At 69.5% G+C, this 18,426-nt stretch carries 18 protein-coding genes and 1 pseudogene; 9 read left to right on the top strand and 10 right to left on the bottom strand.

What is annotated here, in order from left to right; genetic code table 11:
• Position 1 precedes the first annotated feature (1 nt).
• Together AB0H78_RS20520 and AB0H78_RS20515 are read left to right on the top strand one after the other, a co-directional pair.
• Positions 2 to 631, top strand: coding sequence for a carbonic anhydrase (locus AB0H78_RS20520; protein WP_363235907.1), 630 nt, complete (start codon positions 2 to 4; stop codon positions 629 to 631).
• 117 nt (positions 632 to 748) lie between these two features.
• Positions 749 to 1,699: a DMT family transporter gene (locus tag AB0H78_RS20515; RefSeq protein ID WP_363235906.1), complete on the top strand. Its 951-nt coding sequence runs from the start codon at positions 749 to 751 to the stop codon at positions 1,697 to 1,699.
• Here the strand turns inward: AB0H78_RS20515 and AB0H78_RS20510 are convergent.
• Positions 1,669 to 2,868: a transglycosylase family protein gene (locus AB0H78_RS20510; protein WP_363235905.1), complete on the bottom strand. Its 1,200-nt coding sequence runs from the start codon at positions 2,866 to 2,868 to the stop codon at positions 1,669 to 1,671. The two genes, AB0H78_RS20515 and AB0H78_RS20510, sit on opposite strands and share 31 nt — an antisense overlap.
• 107 nt (positions 2,869 to 2,975) lie before the next feature.
• The gene (locus AB0H78_RS20505; RefSeq protein WP_363235904.1) at positions 2,976 to 4,307 is read right to left on the bottom strand and encodes an ROK family transcriptional regulator; all 1,332 of its coding nucleotides are present in this window, start codon (positions 4,305 to 4,307) and stop codon (positions 2,976 to 2,978) included.
• 143 nt (positions 4,308 to 4,450) lie between these two features.
• On the opposite strand from AB0H78_RS20505, the gene AB0H78_RS20500 reads away from it, so the two are divergent.
• The 4 genes from AB0H78_RS20500 to AB0H78_RS20485 are packed head-to-tail and all read left to right on the top strand — an operon-like array spanning position 4,451 to position 9,039.
• A complete protein-coding gene (locus AB0H78_RS20500; protein ID WP_363235903.1) occupies positions 4,451 to 5,776 on the top strand; it encodes an extracellular solute-binding protein in 1,326 nt (441 codons plus the stop codon).
• Positions 5,777 to 5,787: 11 nt separating this feature from the next.
• Positions 5,788 to 6,795 carry a sugar ABC transporter permease gene (locus AB0H78_RS20495; protein ID WP_363235902.1) on the top strand — a complete coding sequence of 336 codons (1,008 nt, stop codon included), beginning with the start codon at positions 5,788 to 5,790 and terminating at the stop codon, positions 6,793 to 6,795.
• Positions 6,788 to 7,660, top strand: a complete 873-nt coding sequence (locus AB0H78_RS20490; protein WP_363235901.1) for a carbohydrate ABC transporter permease — start codon at positions 6,788 to 6,790, stop codon at positions 7,658 to 7,660. Before AB0H78_RS20495 ends, AB0H78_RS20490 begins: the two co-directional genes overlap by 8 nt.
• Positions 7,661 to 7,677: 17 nt before the next feature.
• Entirely contained in the window at positions 7,678 to 9,039 is a 1,362-nt protein-coding gene (locus AB0H78_RS20485; protein WP_363236065.1) for a GH1 family beta-glucosidase, read from the top strand.
• A gap of 53 nt (positions 9,040 to 9,092) precedes the next feature.
• Here the strand turns inward: AB0H78_RS20485 and AB0H78_RS20480 are convergent, their stop codons facing one another.
• Entirely contained in the window at positions 9,093 to 10,682 is a 1,590-nt protein-coding gene (locus tag AB0H78_RS20480; protein ID WP_363235900.1) for an FAD-dependent monooxygenase, read from the bottom strand.
• A 23-nt stretch (positions 10,683 to 10,705) separates the two neighbouring features.
• A complete protein-coding gene (locus tag AB0H78_RS20475; RefSeq protein WP_363235899.1) occupies positions 10,706 to 11,341 on the bottom strand; it encodes a TetR family transcriptional regulator in 636 nt (211 codons plus the stop codon).
• Positions 11,342 to 11,430: 89 nt separating this feature from the next.
• Between AB0H78_RS20475 and AB0H78_RS20470 the strand changes: the two genes are divergently transcribed.
• A complete protein-coding gene (locus AB0H78_RS20470; RefSeq protein WP_363235898.1) occupies positions 11,431 to 11,958 on the top strand; it encodes a hypothetical protein in 528 nt (175 codons plus the stop codon).
• Between the two features lie 17 nt (positions 11,959 to 11,975).
• On the opposite strand, the gene AB0H78_RS20465 is transcribed toward AB0H78_RS20470, so the two are convergent.
• The 4 genes from AB0H78_RS20465 to AB0H78_RS20450 form a co-directional block, all read right to left on the bottom strand.
• Complete coding sequence (locus AB0H78_RS20465; RefSeq protein WP_363235897.1) at positions 11,976 to 12,161, bottom strand: hypothetical protein; 186 nt, start codon at positions 12,159 to 12,161, stop codon at positions 11,976 to 11,978.
• 90 nt (positions 12,162 to 12,251) lie between these two features.
• Positions 12,252 to 12,590 carry a GNAT family N-acetyltransferase gene (locus AB0H78_RS20460; RefSeq protein WP_363235896.1) on the bottom strand — a complete coding sequence of 113 codons (339 nt, stop codon included), beginning with the start codon at positions 12,588 to 12,590 and terminating at the stop codon, positions 12,252 to 12,254.
• A gap of 19 nt (positions 12,591 to 12,609) precedes the next feature.
• On the bottom strand, positions 12,610 to 13,035 hold the full coding sequence (panD, locus tag AB0H78_RS20455) for an aspartate 1-decarboxylase (RefSeq protein ID WP_363235895.1): 426 nt from the start codon (positions 13,033 to 13,035) through the stop codon (positions 12,610 to 12,612).
• A 494-nt stretch (positions 13,036 to 13,529) separates the two neighbouring features.
• Complete coding sequence (locus tag AB0H78_RS20450; protein ID WP_363235894.1) at positions 13,530 to 14,687, bottom strand: nuclear transport factor 2 family protein; 1,158 nt, start codon at positions 14,685 to 14,687, stop codon at positions 13,530 to 13,532.
• A 95-nt stretch (positions 14,688 to 14,782) separates the two neighbouring features.
• Between AB0H78_RS20450 and AB0H78_RS20445 the strand changes: the two genes are divergently transcribed.
• Positions 14,783 to 15,694 carry a LysR family transcriptional regulator gene (locus AB0H78_RS20445; protein WP_363235893.1) on the top strand — a complete coding sequence of 304 codons (912 nt, stop codon included), beginning with the start codon at positions 14,783 to 14,785 and terminating at the stop codon, positions 15,692 to 15,694.
• Positions 15,695 to 15,792: 98 nt separating this feature from the next.
• Here the strand turns inward: AB0H78_RS20445 and AB0H78_RS20440 are convergent, their stop codons facing one another.
• Positions 15,793 to 16,644, bottom strand: a complete 852-nt coding sequence (locus AB0H78_RS20440; RefSeq protein ID WP_363235892.1) for a class I SAM-dependent methyltransferase — start codon at positions 16,642 to 16,644, stop codon at positions 15,793 to 15,795.
• Positions 16,645 to 16,716: 72 nt separating this feature from the next.
• Between AB0H78_RS20440 and AB0H78_RS20435 the strand changes: the two are divergent.
• Positions 16,717 to 16,905, top strand: a pseudogene (locus tag AB0H78_RS20435) (transposase); the annotation flags it as partial.
• Positions 16,906 to 17,068: 163 nt separating this feature from the next.
• Here the strand turns inward: AB0H78_RS20435 and AB0H78_RS20430 are convergent.
• Positions 17,069 to 17,506: a VOC family protein gene (locus AB0H78_RS20430; RefSeq protein WP_319596225.1), complete on the bottom strand. Its 438-nt coding sequence runs from the start codon at positions 17,504 to 17,506 to the stop codon at positions 17,069 to 17,071.
• Positions 17,507 to 18,426 lie beyond the last annotated feature (920 nt).

Raw genomic sequence — 18,426 nt, 5'->3', positions numbered from 1 at the left:
CATGTCCGCCGCCGTCTCCGCACCCCTGCCCTCCCCGCTGTCCGCACCCGAAGACCACACCTCATCCGCCGCCCGGGCCCTGACCCGACTGCGGGCCGGCAACAGCCGGTACGCAGCCCTCCGCGCCCGCCACCCCCGTCAGGACGAGGCGCGCCGCCGCACGGTCGCGCTCACCCAGCACCCCTTCGCCGTGGTCCTCGGCTGTATCGACTCCCGTGTCCCGCCGGAGATCGTCTTCGACGCCGGCCTCGGCGATCTGCTCTGTGTCCGCACCGCGGGCCCTTCCCTCGACGAGGCCACCCTCGGCTCGCTGCAGTTCGGGGTGGAGGAACTGGGCGTGCGCCTGGTGGTGGTGCTGGGGCACGAGCGGTGCGGGGCGATCTCCGCGACGGTGGAGCACGCGCGCACCGGCACCACGGTCCGCGGCCATCTGGCGCGCGTCGTCGACGAGATCGCCCCGGCGGTCTGTTCGGTGCGCGCCGCGGACGGGGACTGGGTGGAGAACGCGCTGCGCGCGCATGTGGCGCGGGTGGGCCGCACGCTCTCCTGTGATCCGGCGTTCACGCAGGCCGTGGTGGTCGGCGCCCGTTTCGACCTCGATACGGGGAGGATCTCGTTCTCCGCCTTCTGACCTGGACGACGTCCGGGAGGACGACTTCAGGAGTACGGCCGTACTACTAGAGCAGTACGACCAATTGCCTGCTCAGGTACGACGACTTCACACCCGCGACGGGACATCGTGGACACCATGAGTGCCCTTGCGTTGTCCGTGCTTCTCTCGCTGGTCTCCGCTGTCGCCTATGCGGCAGCGGCGATCATGCAGGAGCGCGTCGCCGCGTCCGCACCGAGCAGTCAGTACGCACCGATGCGCCGCGGCGCCTGGTGGGGCGCCATCGCGCTGAGCGGTCTCGGTGCGGCCCTGCATGTCGCGGCGCTCGCTCTCGGCCCGCTGAGTCTGGTGCAGCCGCTCGGTGCGCTGACGATCGTCTTCGCACTGCCGATGGCCGCCCTGCTGGTGGGCCGCAGGGCGGGTTCCACCGCCTGGCGCGGCGCGATCATGGCGACCGTGGGGCTGGCCGGGCTGCTCTCACTGACGGGCTCCGCCGACTCCGACACCCTCGAGGGCGGAGAGCGGCTGCTGCTGGCGCTGGTGACCACGGGCGGGGTGGCCGCGCTCTTCCTGGCCGCGCGCCGGATGCACCGTCCTGTCGTACGCAGCGTGATCCTGGCGGCGGCCGCGGGGGCCGCCTTCGGTGTCGCCTCGGTGTTCACCAAGACCGTGGCGGTGGACTTCACTTCGCACTCCCCGACCGCGGAGTGGCCGAGTCTGCTGGCGATCGCGGCTCTGGCCGGGGCGGGGATGCTGCTTTCCCAGGCGTCGTACCGCGGCGCCGGACTGGCGGCTCCGCTGGCAACTGTCACCGTGGTCAATCCCGTACTCGCGGCGGCGATCGGACTCACCCTCTTCGGCGAGCACTTCCGCTACGGAACGACCGGCACGCTGCTCGCCCTCGGCTGCGGAGTGGTCGCCGCGGGCGGGCTGATCCTGCTCACCACGGAGCGGCCGCAGCCGGAACCGAGCCGCAGGGTCGCGGCGTCGCTGCCGTCGATACCCGCGCAGCGTGAGCCGTCCGACGACCGGCCGGAGTCCGACGGGACCGGGGCGGGTCAGACGGTGACTCCGCCCGCCCTGAGGTAGGCGAGCGGGTCGATGTCGCTGCCGTAGCCGGGCCCGGTCCGCACCTCGAAGTGCAGATGCGGGCCCGTGGCGTTGCCGGTCGATCCCGACCGCGCTATTCGCTGGCCCTCGCCGACCTTCTGTCCTTCGCGGACGGTGAGCGCGGAGAGATGGGCGTACTGGCTGTACCTGCCGTCGGCGTGCCGGATGACGATCTGGTACCCGTACGCGCCGGCCCAGCCCGCCGAGACCACGTGTCCCGCTGCGACCGCCTTCACCGAAGTGCCGGTGGGGACAGGGAAGTCGACGCCGGTGTGATAGCCGCTGGCCCAGGACCCGCCCGCCCGGTGGTAGGGGGTGCTGGGTCTCGCGTCGACGGGGGCGGTGAACCCGGAGGCCTTCGCCGTATGCGTGACCTTCGCGGCTTTCGCGGGCTTCGCGGGCTTGGTGTCCTTCGCCGCCTTGGTGACCTTCTTGGGCTCGGTGGAGGCCTTGGAGGGGTGCGCTCCCGTACCGGTGTGGCCGGCCGTCTTCGCCGTCGCCTGGTGGGCTCCGAGGCTGAGCCGCTGACCGGGCAGGATCAGGTCCGGGTCGTCACCGACGACCTTGCGGTTCGCCGAGTACAGCTGGTGCCAGCCGCCCTTGACGTGCTCTTTGTCCGCGATGCGGGAGAGCGAGTCGCCGCTGACGACGGTGTACGAGCCGTGCGCGGGCTGCGCCGTCGACGCCTTGTGCGGGGCAGGAGCCGGTGTGTGCTTCGTCGTGTTCCCGGTCTCGTGGGTGCTCGCGGTCCTGATCTGCGGCGCGTCGCCGCCACGGGTGAGCCCGGCCCGTGCCGAACAGACCGGCCAGGCGGTGGGTCCCTGGCCCTTGAGGACTCGCTCCGCCACGGCGATCTGCTGGTCCTTGGTCGCCAGGTCGGCCCGTGGCGCGTAGCCCGCGCCGCCGAACGCCTTCCAGGTCGACTGGCTGAACTGGAGTCCGCCGTAATAGCCGTTGCCGGTGTTGATCTTCCAGTTGTTGGTGGACTCGCAGTTGGCGACCTTGTCCCAGACATCGACGGACGCCGCCGAAGCGGTACCCGCCGTGAGCAGCGGCAGGGCGATCCCGGCACCGCCCGCCGTCACCGTGAGCGAGGCACGGTTGATACGGCTGGGCTGGTACCGGCGGTGACGACCGGATGCGGCCATGGCTCGGCTCCCCCACTCACACGTCGGGCACAGCAGACACGCGCAAGCGGTAAAAGTACGACTGTCGCAGAGACCATGACAAGAGTGCGCACCAAAGAGCCCTGCCGTCACAACGACCGGCGCTCGACCACGACGCGGCGCCAACTCCCTTCCTGGGGGCCGTCGGTGGAGCCCGGCCGGGCTTCTGCCGCATCGAGGCGGCGGTGACGGCCGCCCCGGGCGAAGAAGTCCGCGAGGGGCAGTGTCGCCGCGCCGACGGTGACCGCGTCAGGGCCGAGGCGGCCGAGGTCGATGGTGGTGCGTTCGCCGGGGTGGCGCAGGGCGTACTCGGTCGCGTAGCGGCGTACGGCGGGCAGGAGCCGGGGCCCCAGGAGCAGGCCCGCCCAGCCTCCGACGAGGATGCGCTCGGGACGGAAGAGGTTGACCAGATCGGCGAGGGCGGCACCGAGGAACTCGGCTGTCTCGTCGAGGAGTTCGAGGGCTGCGGGGTCGGGGTCGGAGCCTGCCTCGCCGGGTTCGGCGGCGAGCAGCAGGGAGGCGAGGGCGGCCTCCTCGGTGTCGCCCGCGCCTTTCCCGCCGCCGGCCTCCAGCCAGCGTTCGCGGATGGCCTCGGCCCCGACGTACGCCTCCAGGCAGCCCGGCGAGCCGCAGCGGCAGCGGCGCCCGCGCACCCGGACGGTGGTGTGTCCCCATTCGACGGCACGGCTGTCCGCACCTCCGTACGGAGCGCCGTCGACCACGATGGAGGCGCTGACGCCGGAACCGAAGAGCACGATGACGGCGTCGCTCGCCCCGCGTCCGCCGCCGAACCACATCTCGGCCTGGCCGAGGGTCTTGGCCCCGTTGTCGATGAAGAACGGGACGTGCGCCGGCAGTTCGGCGCTCTCGCGCAGCATCGCCTCCAGCGGTACGGCGTCCCAGCCGACGGTCTGTCCGTGCACGACCACGCCGTCGGGCGAGGAGCGGTCGATGATCCCGGGCACCCCGACACCGACGCCGATCAGCTGCTCGGCCGGGACGTCCGCGTCGCGCAGGACCTCCGCGACGGCCTCCCGGATATGGGTGACGATGCGCTCGACGTCGTAACCATGGTGGACCAAGGGGCGTTCGGCGCGGCTCAGTTCGGTGAGCGCGAGGTCGAAGAGCTCCACCCTGACCCGGGTCTCGCCGACGTCGATGCCGATGAGGTGACCGCTGCCCGGGGCGACGCGCAGCAGGGTGCGCGGGCGACCTCCGTCGGACTCGACGAGCCCCGCCTCCTCAAGGAGGCCGTCTCCGGCGAGTTCGGCCACGACATTGCTGATGGATCCCGAACTCAGCTTGGTGACCGAGCCCAACTCCTGGCGGCTGAGCGGACCTTCGAAATACAACCGTTGCAATACCTCTGCGCGGTTACCTCGTCGCAGGTCACGCACGGTTCGTCTGTTCTGCTCGGCCATGTGGCTCCTTCCCAGGGAGCAACATACCCCTGCCCAAGGCCTTGACGCGCACTTCTCTCACTACTTAACTCACGATCTGAATTAAGACATGAAGGCCGTTCGACCACTGAACGCAGCCCTCCCCCTGGAAGGGGCCACCGATCATGCGCAGAATCCGAGCCGCAGCAGCCGTTGTCGTCACCGTCTCCACCCTCGCCGCCGCCACGGCGTGCGGCGGCGGGTCCGACTCCGGCGGCGGGGGCGGCAATGGCTCCCCCAAGACGCTCACCTACTGGGCGTCCAACCAGGCGCCCGACATCGCGACCGACAAGAAGATCCTCGCGCCCGAACTGGCCAAGTTCGAGAAGCAGACGGGCATCAAGGTCAAGCTCGAAGTCGTTCCCTGGTCCGACCTGCTCAACCGGATCCTCGCGGCCACCACGTCCGGCCAGGGCCCCGACGTCCTGAACATCGGCAACACCTGGTCGGCCTCACTCCAGGCGACGGGCGCCCTGCTGCCCTGGGACGCGAAGAACTTCTCGGCGATCGGCGGCCGCGACAAGTTCGTCGAATCCGCCGTCGCCTCGGCCGGCGCCGCGGGCAAGGACCCCTCGGCGGTCCCGCTCTACTCGCTGTCGTACGCGCTCTACTACAACAAGAAGATGTTCGCCGACGCGGGCATCGCCAAGCCCCCGGCCACGTGGGACGAGTTGGTCGCCGACGGCCAGAAGATCTCCAAGAACGGCACCAGCGGCAAGTGGGGACTGGGCGCTGAGGGCGGCAACCTCTCCAACAACATCCACCAGGCCTTCGTGCTCGGCAAGCAGCACGGCGCGGACTTCTTCGACGCCTCCGGCAAGCCGACCTACACCTCCGACGGCGCCGTCGCGGCCGTGAAGCAGTACGTCAACTTCATGGCCAAGGACAAGATCATCGCCCCGGGCAACGCCGAGTACGCCCAGAACCAGTCGCTCAGCGACTTCGCCAAGGGCAAGACCGCCATGGTGCTCTGGCAGGCCGCCGCCACGACCTTCGCCGCCCAGGGCATGAAGCCCGCCGACTGGGGAACCGCCCCGGTCCCCGTCCCGTCCGGCGCGCCCGGCCAGGACAAGCAGGTCAACTCCATGGTCGCCGGCATCAACATGGCCATCTTCAAGAACACCAAGAACACCAAGGGTGCTCTGGACTTCGTGAAGTTCATGACCAGCACCGAGGAGCAGAAGATCCTCAACAAGTCCTTCGGCGCGATACCGCCGGTCAAGGACGCGCAGTCGGACGCCGCGTTCTCCGCGCCCGACCTCACCGTCCTGAAGAACACGCTCAGCACCAGCGCCGCGCCGCTTCCGCAGGTGGCGGCGGAGTCCCAGTTCGAGACCACGGTGGGCACCGCCATCAAGGAGCTGTGGGCGGAGGCCGCGGCGGGCCACGAGATCACCGACGCGCTCGTCAAGTCCAAGCTGAACAAGGCCCAGCAGCAGATGCAGCAGTGAGGCACTGAACCATGACGTCCACCGTGACTCCTTCCAAGGTGACAACGGCGGCCGGCGACGAAGTCCTGAAGTCCGGGGGTGTGCGGGGGCGTTTCCCGCACATCCCCGACCGGATCCGCCGCGGTGGCCTGCCCTACCTGCTGCTCCTGCCCGCCCTGATCCTCGAACTGCTCATCCACATCGTGCCGATGATCATGGGCATCGTGATGAGCTTCCGCGGGCTGACGCAGTTCTTCATCCGCAACTGGAACGCGGCCCCCTGGCGGGGACTGCACAACTACGACGTAGCCGTCGACTTCAACGCCCCCATCGGCAAGGCCCTGCTCCACTCCTTCTATGTCACCTGCGGATTCACCGTCCTCGCCGTCGGCCTCTCCTGGCTGATCGGCACGGCGGCCGCGGTCCTGATGCAGGAGAACTTCCGTGGCCGGGGCCTGCTGCGGACGGTCTTCCTGATCCCTTACGCGCTCCCCGCGTACGCCGCGATCATCACCTGGGTCTTCATGTTCCAGCACGACAACGGCCTAGTGAACCATGTCCTCCACGACCAGCTGGGCATCACCGACAAGGCGTCGTTCTGGCTGATCGGCGACAACAGCTTCTACGCCCTGGTGACCGTGGCGATCTGGAAATCCTGGCCGTTCGCCTTCCTGATGGTGATGGCGGCGCTCCAGAACATCCCGCGCGAGCTGTACGAGGCCGCGTCGATCGACGGCGCCGGCATCTGGCAGCAGATCCGCAAGATCACCCTGCCCTCGCTGCGCTCCGTCAACCAGGTCCTGGTCCTGGTCCTCTTCCTGTGGACCTTCAACGACTTCAACACGCCGTACGTCCTGTTCGGCAAATCGGCGCCCGAGGCCGCGGACCTGATCTCCATCCACATCTACCAGTCCTCGTTCGTCACCTGGAACTTCGGCAGCGGCGCGGCCATGTCCGTACTGCTCCTGCTGTTCCTGCTCGTGGTGACGGCCGTCTATCTGATCTGCACCACCCGCGGAAGGAAGAGCGCCGATGTCTAGCACGACCGCCCCCCGCCGCTCCCCCACCGCACCCCCGCAGTCCTTCGTCTGGACCCGGCGGATCGTGCTCACCCTGATCACGCTCTTCACGCTCGTGCCCGTGTACGTGATGCTCAGCAGCTCCATGAAGTCGCTCCAGGACGTCTCGGGCAAGTTCTCCTGGATCCCGCACGAGATCACCTTCAGCCCGTACGTGGACATCTGGACCACCATCCCGCTGGCCAGGTACTTCATGAACTCGCTGATCGTGGCGGGCACCGCGAGCATCGCCTCGGTGGTCGTCGCCGTGTTCGCGGCGTACGCGGTGAGCCGCTACCGCTTCCGCGGCAAGCGGGTCTTCACCATCACCGTGCTCTCCACCCAAATGTTCCCGGGGATCCTCTTCCTCCTCCCGCTGTTCCTGATCTTCGTCAACATCGGGAACTCCACCGGCATCGCGCTCTACGGCTCGCGCGGCGGTCTGATCCTCACCTATCTGACCTTCTCGCTGCCGTTCTCGATCTGGATGCTGATCGGGTACTTCGACTCCATCCCCAAGGACCTCGACGAGGCCGCGATGGTGGACGGCTGCGGTCCGCTCGGCGCGCTCTTCCGGGTCGTGGTGCCCGCGGCGATCCCCGGCATCGTCGCCGTCGCGATGTACGCGTTCATGACCGCCTGGGGCGAGGTCCTCTTCGCCTCGGTCATGACCAACGACACCACGCGGACCCTCGCCGTCGGCCTCCAGGGCTACTCCACCCTCAACGACGTCTCGTGGAACCAGATCATGGCCGCCTCGCTGGTCGTCAGCGTGCCGGTGGTCGCCGGGTTCCTGCTCCTCCAGCGCTATCTCGTCGCCGGGCTCACCGCCGGCGCCGTCAAGTGACCCACGAAAGGCAGTCCGTGAACGACTTCAACTCCCTTCCCCCCGGCTTCACCTGGGGCGTGGCGACCGCCGCGTACCAGATCGAGGGAGCCGTTGCCGAGGACGGCCGCTCGCCCTCCATCTGGGACACCTTCTCGCACACCCCGGGAAAGATCGCCGCCGACGAGAACGGCGACGTGGCCTGCGACCACTACCACCGCTGGCGTGAGGACATCGCCCTCATGAAGCAGCTCGGCGTGGACGCCTACCGCTTCTCCGTCGCCTGGCCGCGCGTCGTCCCCGGCGGCGACGGACCGGTCAACGAAAAGGGCCTCGCCTTCTACGACCAGCTCGTGGACGGCCTCCTCGAAGCCGGCATCACCCCCTACCCGACCCTCTACCACTGGGATCTGCCGCAGACCCTCCAGGACCGCGGCGGCTGGCCCGCCCGCGACACCGCCGAGCACTTCGCCTCGTACGCGGCCGTGGTGGCCGGCCGGCTCGGCGACCGCGTGAAGAACTGGACGACCCTCAACGAGCCGCTCTGCTCCGCGTGGATCGGACACCTCGAAGGCCGGATGGCGCCGGGCCTCACCGACATCACCGCCGCCGTCCGTGCCTCGTACCACCTGCACCTGGGCCATGGCCTGGCCACCCAGGCGATCCGCGCGGCGGTCCCCGGCGCACGCGTGGGCATCGTCAACAACCTCAGCCCCTGCGAGCCTGCGACCGAGCGCGAGGAGGACCAGGCCGCCGCGGTGCGCGCCGACGGGCACACCAACCGCTGGTGGCTGGACCCGATCCACGGCCGCGGCTATCCGCAGGACATGGTCGACCTGTACGGAGTGGAACTGCCCATCAGGGCAGGCGACTTGGACACGATCGCCGCCCCGCTCGACTGGCTGGGCCTCAACTACTACTTCCGCAATGTCGTCGCCGCCGACCCGGGCGGCCCGCTCCCGCACGCCAAGCAGGTGTATCTGCCCGGGGCCCGGCACACCGCGATGGACTGGGAGGTCAACGCGGACGGCCTGGAGAACATGCTGGTGCGCCTCGCGGACGAATACGGGCCCCAGCAGATCTACATCACCGAGAACGGCTCGGCGTACCCGGACGTCCTGCGGGCCGACGGCTCGATCGACGACACCGAGCGGGTGACGTACCTGGAGGAACACCTGGCGGCCTGCGCCCGCGCCGCCCGACGCGGTGTCCCCCTCGCCGGGTACTTCGCCTGGTCGCTGCTGGACAACTTCGAGTGGGCGTACGGCTACGACAAGCGCTTCGGCCTGGTCCACGTCGACTATCCGACGCAGCGCCGCACCATCAAGGGCAGCGGCCACCGGTACGCGGACATCGTCCGCTCCTCGCGCAGCCACGGCCGCGGCCGCCGGGCCGCCTGAGCGAACCGCACGTCCCGCTGCGGCACTTCACGAAGTGCCGCAGCGGGACGTGGTCAGTCCTGGGACGACCTGCCTGCGGACGCCCGCTCCCGCGCTGTGCCGAACCACCGCTCCACGGCTGCCCGCAGATCCTCGACCCCGGCCTCGTCCGGGCTCGGTGAGGCCGACGCCCACGCCACGTAACCGTCCGGGCGGATCAGCAGAACGCTCGCTGCGGGCGCGGACACCGGAGGTCGTACGGTGACGATCTCGATCTCCTCGTGCCGGTCCGCGAGCGCCTTCGTCGCACCACCGCCCTCGGTCAGGTCGAGCAGCAACGGCCGTGCGCTCCTTGCGAGTTCGGCCAGCCTGCCGGGGCCTTCCGGGGTGTCGAGCTCCATGTCCGGAGCGAACCTGCCGACCAGTGGGTGCGCATCGGGCACCCCCATGTCGTAGCGGAGGTCGCTGCCGGCTGTGAGGTCCGCGAGGTGCTGCACGGTGCTCCGGTGGGCGAGGAGTTCGCCGAACAGTTCGCGCAGCGCGGTGATGTCGTTTCCCGGAGCCGTCAGGGCGGACTGCGCCTGGGCGTTGAGGACCATGCGCCGGGCGGCCTGCCTGCGCTCGGTGTCGTAACTGTCGAGCAGTCCGGGCGGCGCACTGCCGCGGATCTCGGCCGCCAGCTTCCACCCGAGGTTGACCGCGTCCTGCAGGCCGAGGTTGAGTCCGGGGCCGCCCCCGGAGGCGTACACATGCGCGGCGTCACCGATCAGGAACACCCGGCGGTCCCGGAAGCGGTCGGCCACGCGCGTATTGCCGCCGGTCAGCCGCCGCAGCACGTGGGGACCCTCCCCGCTGGGCGGAGTAAGCGGGATGTCGGCGCCGAGTACGCGCCCGATGCTCGCCGCGAGTTCCTCGAGGCTCATCGGCTCGTCGGTCTCCGGCTGGTCCCACTCGGTGGTGGCGAGCAGCGGCGGGAGGCCGGGGAAGGGTGCGTAGGAGAAGCCGCCGCGTTCGGTGCGCAGGGGTAGGAACGGCAGGACGGGGCCGTGACCGGGCACGTTCAGCGCCCCCGTCGCGGGATCCGACCATTCCGCCGGGACCGTCGCGTGGGCGGCACGGTTGGTCCTGCGGTCGTAGCTGATCCCGGGGAAGCCGATGCCGGACAGCTTGCGCACGACGCTGCGCGCTCCGTCCGCGCCGACGACGTGACGCGCCTGCAGCCGGTACGTTTCCTCGGGGCCCGCGACGTCGACGGTGACCGCGGACTCGTCCTGCACCAGGCCGGTGACCTGGTGCCCGCGCCGTATCTCCACCCCGAGTTCGGTGGCGCGCTCCTCCAGGACCCGGACGATCTGCGCCTGTGGCACGGGCAGGCCGAAGACCGGGCTCTGCGGGAGCAGACTCAGGTCAAGGGGCAGTGCGGCGAACATGAAGTACGCCGAGTTCGGCTGCGGCGCTCCCGGCGGACCGCCGAGCCGCTCGTACAGCCCCCGCCGGTCGACCACCTCCACGACCTGACCGAGCAGCCCGTTCGCCTTGGGCTCCGTGCTCGGCGCGGGCAGGCTCTCCAGTACGACGGACCGCACCCCGGCCAGGGCCAGTTCGCAGGCCAGCATCAGCCCGTTCGGGCCGCCTCCGACGACAACGACATCGGTGACTGTCATGGTGTCCCCCTTGTACGGACGGATCACTGCTGAGGAATGGGAAGGCCGGCGGCGACGCGCTCGAACACCTCGCGCAGCACGGGGCCGAGCGCAACGGGCGGATCGGCGCGCAGGCAGTGCTCCACGGCCATGGCGCTGCCGGCGCCGATCACCGCGGCGACGAGCTTCGGGTACACGTCCCGGACCGCATCGGTACCGGTGCGCTCGGCGATCGCCCCGGCCAGCTGCGCTTCCGCGGCCGCACTCGCCTTGACGACCTCCCCCTGCAACGCCGGTTCGGCCAGCATGAGCCGGACGCCCTCCGCCCAGCGCGGGTCGCCGAAAGCACCCGCACCGCCCGCGCCCTGCGGCACGAACTGGGCTTCGACGGCGCGCGCGACGGATTCCCAGAGGGGCTCGGTGTCCGGCTGTGCACGCAGGGCGTCGGCGATCCGCAGCATGCGCTCCAGATGGCTCGCGGCGATTGCTTCGGCCTTGCTGGAGAAGTAGTTGCGGAAGGTGCGTACGGACACATCGGCCGCGGCGGCGATGTCCTCGACCGTCACGTTGTCCCACCCGCGCTGCACGCAGAGCCTGATGGTGGCCAGGCTCAGCGCGGCGCGCGTCTCCCGCTTCTTGCGCTCCCGCAGCCCGATGCGTGCTTCGTCTTCCGGTGACATGCGGACCATCGTAACGAATTTTGCCGGACAGGCAAGATTGCCGATTGGGCAAGTTCCCTCAAAGGGTCCGCCAGTGGGACGATCCCCCCGTGGACGACTCTTCCTTCTCACTGGCCTGGCTCGCCGAGTGGCGCGAGCAGATCAACGAAGCAGTCACGGCCTTGCTGACGCACTTCGAAGACGACTACGGCTACCGGCCGGGCGCCAACGAGGTCCGCGCGGCCGATGAGGACGACCTCCGTGCCGCGCTGGACTTCAGTCGCGAGCCGCTCGCCTTCACCGATCTGGCGGCGTTCTACTCCTCGGTCGGCGAGGTGAGTCTTCCCGATATCGGAAACGGCTACTTCATCCACTCCGCGCGGCAGGTCCTGCACCAACTGGCCGAGGAGGGCCCGGTGTTCCTCCCGGAGTCCGACGACCCGCAGGGCATGGTGATCGCCTCGAACGGCGGCGGACAGTTGTATGCCGCCGACTGGGGCGGAGCGATCCACCGATCCCGGACGGCATCACAGGAGTCGGAGTTCGACCGCGTGGCGGACGACCTGCCCGCATTCCTGGACCTCGTCCGCAGGGCCGTGCTCCGCTTCACCCGGTCCGGAGAACCGGGACTGGTCTGAGCACGGCCCTCTGCCGGTTACGAACGGAAAGCGGGCCCCGGCTGCGGTTCCGGCGACGGTACGGGGTCGGGGCCCGGCGGCTGCGGGACCGGGTCGGGCAGCGGCGGGGGCAGCGGGCCCGGCGTGGGGCCGGGTTCCGGGCTGCCGGGGCCCGGCGGCGGGGTGGGCGCGGGCGGTGCGGGGTCGGGGTACGGCTGCGTCACGTGGGACACCTCCACAGTGCTGGCGGACGCGCTTCGTCCACTATCTCCCCGTGCGCCTGCCCTCGCCTCCCGGCTCGAACCCGACCCGGCTCACCAACTGCGCGGGTCCGCCGCCAGCTGCTCCTTGGCCGCCTGCAGAAGGTCGGGCGGGGCGGCCGGGGCCTCGTCGGGGTGGCGTTCGGCCCACTTGGCGGCGTACGGACACAGCGGCGCGACGGCAAGACCCTCGCGCGCGGCCGTCGCATAGAGCTCCCGTACCAGCGAACCGGCCACGCCCTTGCCCTCGTGGGCCGGTTCGACAACGGTGTGAACGGCGACGAGCGCCGCCGGATCCCCGTCCAGTACGAAGTAGGCGATGTGGCCGATGACCTGACCGTCCTCGTACGCCTCCAGGCGCCCCTGCGGCCGGTCGTCCCTGATCTCTGTCATCGTGCGGTGCCCTTCCTGCTCAGACGCCCGCCACCACGGCGTGCGGGCTTCGCTCCTGGTCGGTGCCGGGAACCGGCGCGGAGGCGTCGGCCCCGAGGGCCACGATCCGGTTGTCCGCGTCGACGTGCACGATGCTCGGCTTCAGGGTGCGCGCCTCGGCGTCGTCGACCTGCGCGTAGCTGATGAGAATCACCAGGTCACCGGGGTGCACGAGGTGGGCCGCCGCGCCATTGATGCCGATGACACCGGAGCCGCGCTCGCCCTCGATGACGTACGTCTCCAGTCGGGCACCGTTGTCGATGTCGACGATGTGAACCAGCTCGCCGGGCAGCAGGTCGGCGGCTTCCATCAGCTCGGCATCGACGGTGACCGATCCGACGTAGTGCAGGTCGGCCTGGGTCACGGTGGCGCGGTGGATCTTGGATTTGAACATGGTACGGAACATCGAGGCACTCCTGGACGTAGGCTCCCTGCCTGCGTTTTTGCAGGTCAAGTGCTGTTCTCACATCCTACAACGAGTCGCATGTTCGGGTAGCGTTCCCCAGGTTTTTCAGGACTCACGCTGACCACTTGCTGACTTAGCTGACGCATCATCAGGTTGAGGCGGGAGGATTCAGCTCGCCCTCCCGAACCCACCACGGCGACTCCCCAAGGGCACGGGACTCGATGCAGCGCGGCAATCTAGCAGTGAATCGCAGGTCGGCAAAGGCCGCGATTCTCACGACCATGGCGATCACGGAACGTGGCGCACTCATGGACGCGGCCAGGTTCCGGACGGTCGAGTTCACGGTGGCGATGGCGACTCCCCGAGGTGCTCGTGTGCCAGGCGGACGGCCATGGCCCCCTCGCCGACCGCGGAGGCCACCCGCTTGACCGAGCCGCTGCGTCGGGATCCCCCGCCGTCCAACGACCTTAGGCGGTGCATCGTTTCCCGCTCTCTCAGGTGTGTCGGTGGTAAGCCTTGTTGGCGATACGCCAGTTGTCGTCGGTGCGGACCAGCAGGAAGATGTCGGTGAAGGTGTCCGCGCCGTGTCTGAGCGTCATGGTTGCGGTTGCGACGGTGCCGTGGACGTCGACGGTGTCCACGTGGCGGGAGCGGGTTGGTTCGTCCGGGGCCGGCTGACTGCGGAAGAGCGCGCAGTAATCGTCCAGACGCCATGAGACGAATGCGCCGTCCCGGATTCCCTCGATGTGGGCGGTGGGTAGGAACGCGTCACGAAAGTAGGCGGGGTCGCCGGTGGCGTGTCCCCGGACGTAGGCGCGAAGCGGTTTGAGCACGGGATCTTCCACGGCGGGGACTGTGGCGGCAGCGGCGATGTCGGCTTCAAGGTCGGCAGGGGTGTCGGCCAGGTTGGTTGTGCTGCGCAAGGGAGTGTTCGACGCGACGGCCAGCAGAGCCATGTCCTTGGCCAGCGCGCCGATTGTGAATTCGGATGTGCCAGTGGCCGTCTGGTCCGTGAGGAAGGTTCGTTTGCGGGCCACGAGCCTGCCGAGCTGGCCGAGTTCGAGGACATCCAGTACCTGGGCGCGGGGGAGGCCGAGGGCGTCGGCTTGCTGCAGTGAGTCGCGCAGCGCGAGGACTGCGCCGGCAAGGCTGTTGTTGGCGATCAGCTTGAGCGAAGCGGCGGTGGAGGCGTCATCGACGCGCAGCACGGTGCCGAGCGTTTCCAGAACCGGCCGGGCTCGATTGAGCGTGTTTTCGTCGGCGGCGGCGAGAATCTGCAGGGCGCCGGTGGCGGCAGCCGGCAGAGAGCCGAGCACGGGCGCGTGGATGTAGGACTGGCCGATTTGACGGGCCAGTTCCGACGCTTCGGTGGGGGCGATGGTGCTGGCATTCAGTACCATCGTGTCGGTTCGTAGCGAGTCGCGGACGTTGTCGAGTACCTGCCGGCAGGCCGGGCCGTCGAACAACGCCAAGAGCACGAGGTCGGCCCTCGCCACGGCGTCGTTCGGATCGACGGTCGTCTTGACTGCACTTGAGGTGCGCCCGGAGCGGGTCCAGCCGATGACGTCCCAGCCCTGGGCATCCAGCCGTGTCGCGATCGCGTCGCCCATGCGCCCCAGGCCGAGGACGGCAATCGTATGCGGTGTGGTCATGCGTGCCAGAGTCGTGCACAGCAACAGCTGCGACAAGCGCAGGTTTCGCAGGACGGCCCTGCGGAGTTCGCATACCTCGTAGGGATACTGACGCCATGGACCTGACTGTGTGGCGGACCTTCGTGACCGTGTGCCGACTCGGGTCGCTGTCGGCAACGGCAACTGAGCTCCACCACACGCAGTCGGCCATCTCCCGGCAGATCGCCGGGCTAGAGCAGCAGCTCGGCGTGACTCTGGTGGAGCGCCATGCGCGCGGGGTCCGCCCCACAGCGGCCGGCGAGGTGTTCCATCGGCACGCCCTGGCCGTGCTCAACGAGGCTGACCGTGCCGTTCGCGCCGCACGAGACGTGCGTGATGGGGCGTTCGACCGGCCCCTGGCCGTCGGTGCGACACCATCTCTTGCCGCGGGCATCGTCCCTGAGGCCATCCGGCGCCTGCTGGAGGCCGGGTCCGTACGGTGGAGCCTGCTGCCCGGCCTGAGCGCACAGCTGCACAGCCGCGTGATCGCCGGCGATCTCGACATTGCTGTCGTCACCGATGCGCCGCCAGGGCTGCCCCAGGACCCGCGGGTCGAACGCCGGTTCCTCGGGGTGGACGACATGGTCGTCGTCCTGCCCGTCGGCCATCCGCAGGCCGGGCGCGGCCCGGTGCACATGCAGGCGCTGGCTGACCAGATCTGGGTCGAGGACAACGACGGCTCGGCGGCGCTGCTGCGCCAGCACGCCGCCCGCGCCGGAGTCAGCGCGCGCATCGACCTGACCGCGGCCGATCTACTCGGCAAGCTGGCCCTGGTTGCAACCGGTCACGCCATCGCGCTGATACCCGGAGTGCTGACGTGCGCGCTGCGGATCGACGTCACCACGGTGGCTCTCGTCGATCCCCCGACCCGCGGCATCTACACACTCACACCACGCCGTGACCCCCACCCCTCTGCGGCGCTCCTGCTCGACCAGCTCGCGGCAGCCTTCGCTCCGGTTGCTTGCGGGGCTCTGCGACAAGCCCTGTGATCGCAGGGACACGCGCCACCGAAGCTCTCGCCTGGGATCGGTCCTGTGACAGTGAGCCTTGACCGATTGCCGGTGAAGTGTGGCCGCCTGGAGGTGCTCTACCGGCGGATCGCCGAGATCAGTCCGCCGGGCCGCTCCTCGCGCTGCGGCGGGGTGCTGATCGGGCGGCCGTAGGCGGCAGCGCGCTCGCGCAGGGTGTGACTGTCGGCCTCCCAGCCGTGCCCGGCCAGCCAGCCCACCGGGTCGTCAGGCATCTCCGAGACCCACATGGACGCCGCCGAACCCGGCGCGGCGTCCGCGCCGAACCGCTCGATCACGCCGCGCGAGCCCAACGTCAGCCCCAGCCGGCTGCCTGCCGCCGACCGCGCGCTGATCCGGGCCAGCAGCAACTCCACCGCGTCCTCGGGCAGATAGACAAGCAGCCCTTCGGCGATCCACACCGTCGGCACCGCCGGGTCGTGCCCTGCGGCGGCCAGCGCGCCTGGCCAGTCCTCACGCAGATCCACCGCGACGGTAATCCGCTCGCAGCGCGCGACGGCCCGCTCCTGGGCCAGCACCGAAGCCTTGAAGTCCAGTGGCGCGGCGGTGTCGACCTCGAACAGCCGGGTGCCCTCGGGCCAGTCCATCTGGAAGGCCCGGCTGTCCATGCCTGCGCCGAGCAGCACGACCTGCCGGACCCCGGAAGCGGAGGCCTGCTGCAACAGGTCGTCGAGGAACTTCGTCCTGATGACGATGGAGAACGACACGGCCAGCCGGCGGCGGCGCGCGGCCTCGTCATCGGGCAGCGGCGGCGAAGAGGGCCACAGGCCGCCGGCGGTGGCGAAGGCCTGAGCCAGCGGGTCGCGGAACAGCGCGCTCTCCCGCTCGGTCTCCAGCGCCCGCACCCGGGCCACCCCCACCGCCGTGGCCCACACTCCCGACGGCTGCACCCGCTCCTGATCATCAGTCACCGCGCCAGCCTAGGCGGACAACGACGGATCTCCACACGCAGGAGCCGGTGCCCCCACCACGCCTCCAACCGCATCGGTCAAAGTTCCCTACGTTGTCCTGCGGGACGTGGTGAGCCCTTCGTATGGACCCACCACCACTGCGTCGCGATCGACGAGAGCGGCCTCCGGCTGCTGTCCCGACGCGTCGCCAACGACGAACCCGAACTCCTCCAACTTCTCGCCGACGTCCTGGCCCTGGGCGACGAAGTGACCTGGGGCATCGCGTCGCACCAGGCCGTCCTCGCTCTCGCCCGACGCCGTGTGAACGTCCTCTGGGCCCTCCTACGGGACGGCCGGTGCTACGAGCCAGCTCCGCCAGCAAGGGCTGCCGCGTAGGAACCGACGCGACACGTTCCGTGTCGGACGGTCGATCTGGCGCGTTCAGTCAGACCAAGCAGAACTCGTTACCTTCAGGGTCTGCCATCACCACGTGATCCGGCCTGCCCTGCAGCTCGTCCTCGCGGACCACAGTCGCACCCGCCACGGTCAACCGCTCGACCGCCTCGACCACACGAGGCCAGCGGATCTCCCACGGTGTTTCACGGCCGCCACCTACTTGCACGTCAAGGTGCAACCGGTTCTTCATCAACTTCGGCTCCGGCACCTTCAAGAAGGACAAGGTGGGACCTACGCCGTCCGGATCCGAGAGATACGCCCCGTCATCCCACTCGTCCTCCGGAACGCCATGGTGCGCGAACCACTCCTCCCAGCTCCCGAACCCTGCGGGCGCGGGCTTCTCCACATAGCCCAATGCCAGCGCCCAGAACTTGGCCAGCTTGGCCGGGTACGCGCAGTCGATCGTCAAGCTCCACTTGGTCGCCATGAGCCCTCCCCAGTCTGATGGACGCACCGTACCGGGCACCTCTGACAATCCCCGGCCCGCTACTTCGCGCGTGCCCTGTGGCTTGACGAACGGCATGAGGAATCGGTGGCAATCGAACGAGAATCGCTGTCACAGGACAGGGTCTGCGACTGTCCATTGTCAGCCAATCGAGGCTTTTGACAGCGAACCCAGTCGCTAGCCGTCAACGCTCTGGGGGTGTCGTATGTCGGAAGCGGCTGAGGCGGACGGGGCTGAAGGCGCGAGGCTCATCCATGTGGACACGGGCGAGTGCGCCGGCCCTGGCCTTCGCTGATGGTCGTCGTCGTGATCGTGCTCTGCCTGCGCTTGCCGGAGACGAACGCCCGCCGCCCGGGCCTGCCCGGTCTCGGGCGGCGGACCTGGGTCCCCATCCCATCGATTCGCAATGTGACATTCTCGGCCTCGGCGTAGGCGAACACGTCCTCCAAGGTGCGCAGCCGCAGCCCGGGTTGGCTAGGGACGACGAAGCCACGCTCGGTGAGCAGGGGAGCCCGGTCGGCAGATGCGCCAGCGTGGCCAGCAGCCGGTCGGCGAGGACCAGTTCGTACTTCGGCCCGGCTGCGGCGTCCCGTTGCCGTACACCCCCGCGCCGGTCCCGGCGCCCGGACTCGCACCGCGCCTACCAGCGCGCGGCGAGCTCCATGGTGAGCTCGCCCAGGTGCTCCTGCGACAGGCCACAGAGGGCAGCATGGGACATGGCCGTGCGAGCCTGACTCGTCGTCACACCCGACTCAACTCGCGCGGCCTTCGCCATGTGCCCACCTGTGACCAAGATCGGTCGCGGGCGCAGTCCGTCAGGCGGAGAAGCCAGTGGCCTTTGTTCGGTTCCACCCGCACGATAAGCCGGAGTACCTCCTCCGGCTCGGCCGGCGGGTTCTCAC

Source organism: Streptomyces sp. NPDC050738 (assembly GCF_040654175.1).
Taxonomy (GTDB): Bacteria; Actinomycetota; Actinomycetes; order Streptomycetales; family Streptomycetaceae; genus Streptomyces.
Note: the sequence above shows the minus strand (reverse complement) of the source record. Positions and strands in the feature narration are given on the sequence as shown.

Excerpts from the sequence above, each read along its gene's own strand:
- AB0H78_RS20480 (WP_363235900.1), bottom strand. The coding sequence starts at position 10,682 with ATGACAGTCACCGATGTCGTTGTCGTCGGAGGCGGCCCGAACGGGCTG.
- AB0H78_RS20495 (WP_363235902.1), top strand. The coding sequence starts at position 5,788 with ATGACGTCCACCGTGACTCCTTCCAAGGTGACAACGGCGGCCGGCGAC.
- AB0H78_RS20510 (WP_363235905.1), bottom strand. The coding sequence starts at position 2,868 with ATGGCCGCATCCGGTCGTCACCGCCGGTACCAGCCCAGCCGTATCAAC.
- AB0H78_RS20450 (WP_363235894.1), bottom strand. The coding sequence starts at position 14,687 with ATGACCACACCGCATACGATTGCCGTCCTCGGCCTGGGGCGCATGGGC.
- AB0H78_RS20500 (WP_363235903.1), top strand. The coding sequence starts at position 4,451 with ATGCGCAGAATCCGAGCCGCAGCAGCCGTTGTCGTCACCGTCTCCACC.
- AB0H78_RS20520 (WP_363235907.1), top strand. The coding sequence starts at position 2 with ATGTCCGCCGCCGTCTCCGCACCCCTGCCCTCCCCGCTGTCCGCACCC.
- AB0H78_RS20475 (WP_363235899.1), bottom strand. The coding sequence starts at position 11,341 with ATGTCACCGGAAGACGAAGCACGCATCGGGCTGCGGGAGCGCAAGAAG.
- AB0H78_RS20505 (WP_363235904.1), bottom strand. The coding sequence starts at position 4,307 with ATGGCCGAGCAGAACAGACGAACCGTGCGTGACCTGCGACGAGGTAAC.
- panD (WP_363235895.1), bottom strand. The coding sequence starts at position 13,035 with ATGTTCCGTACCATGTTCAAATCCAAGATCCACCGCGCCACCGTGACC.
- AB0H78_RS20515 (WP_363235906.1), top strand. The coding sequence starts at position 749 with ATGAGTGCCCTTGCGTTGTCCGTGCTTCTCTCGCTGGTCTCCGCTGTC.
- AB0H78_RS20445 (WP_363235893.1), top strand. The coding sequence starts at position 14,783 with ATGGACCTGACTGTGTGGCGGACCTTCGTGACCGTGTGCCGACTCGGG.
- AB0H78_RS20490 (WP_363235901.1), top strand. The coding sequence starts at position 6,788 with ATGTCTAGCACGACCGCCCCCCGCCGCTCCCCCACCGCACCCCCGCAG.
- AB0H78_RS20430 (WP_319596225.1), bottom strand. The coding sequence starts at position 17,506 with ATGGCGACCAAGTGGAGCTTGACGATCGACTGCGCGTACCCGGCCAAG.
- AB0H78_RS20460 (WP_363235896.1), bottom strand. The coding sequence starts at position 12,590 with ATGACAGAGATCAGGGACGACCGGCCGCAGGGGCGCCTGGAGGCGTAC.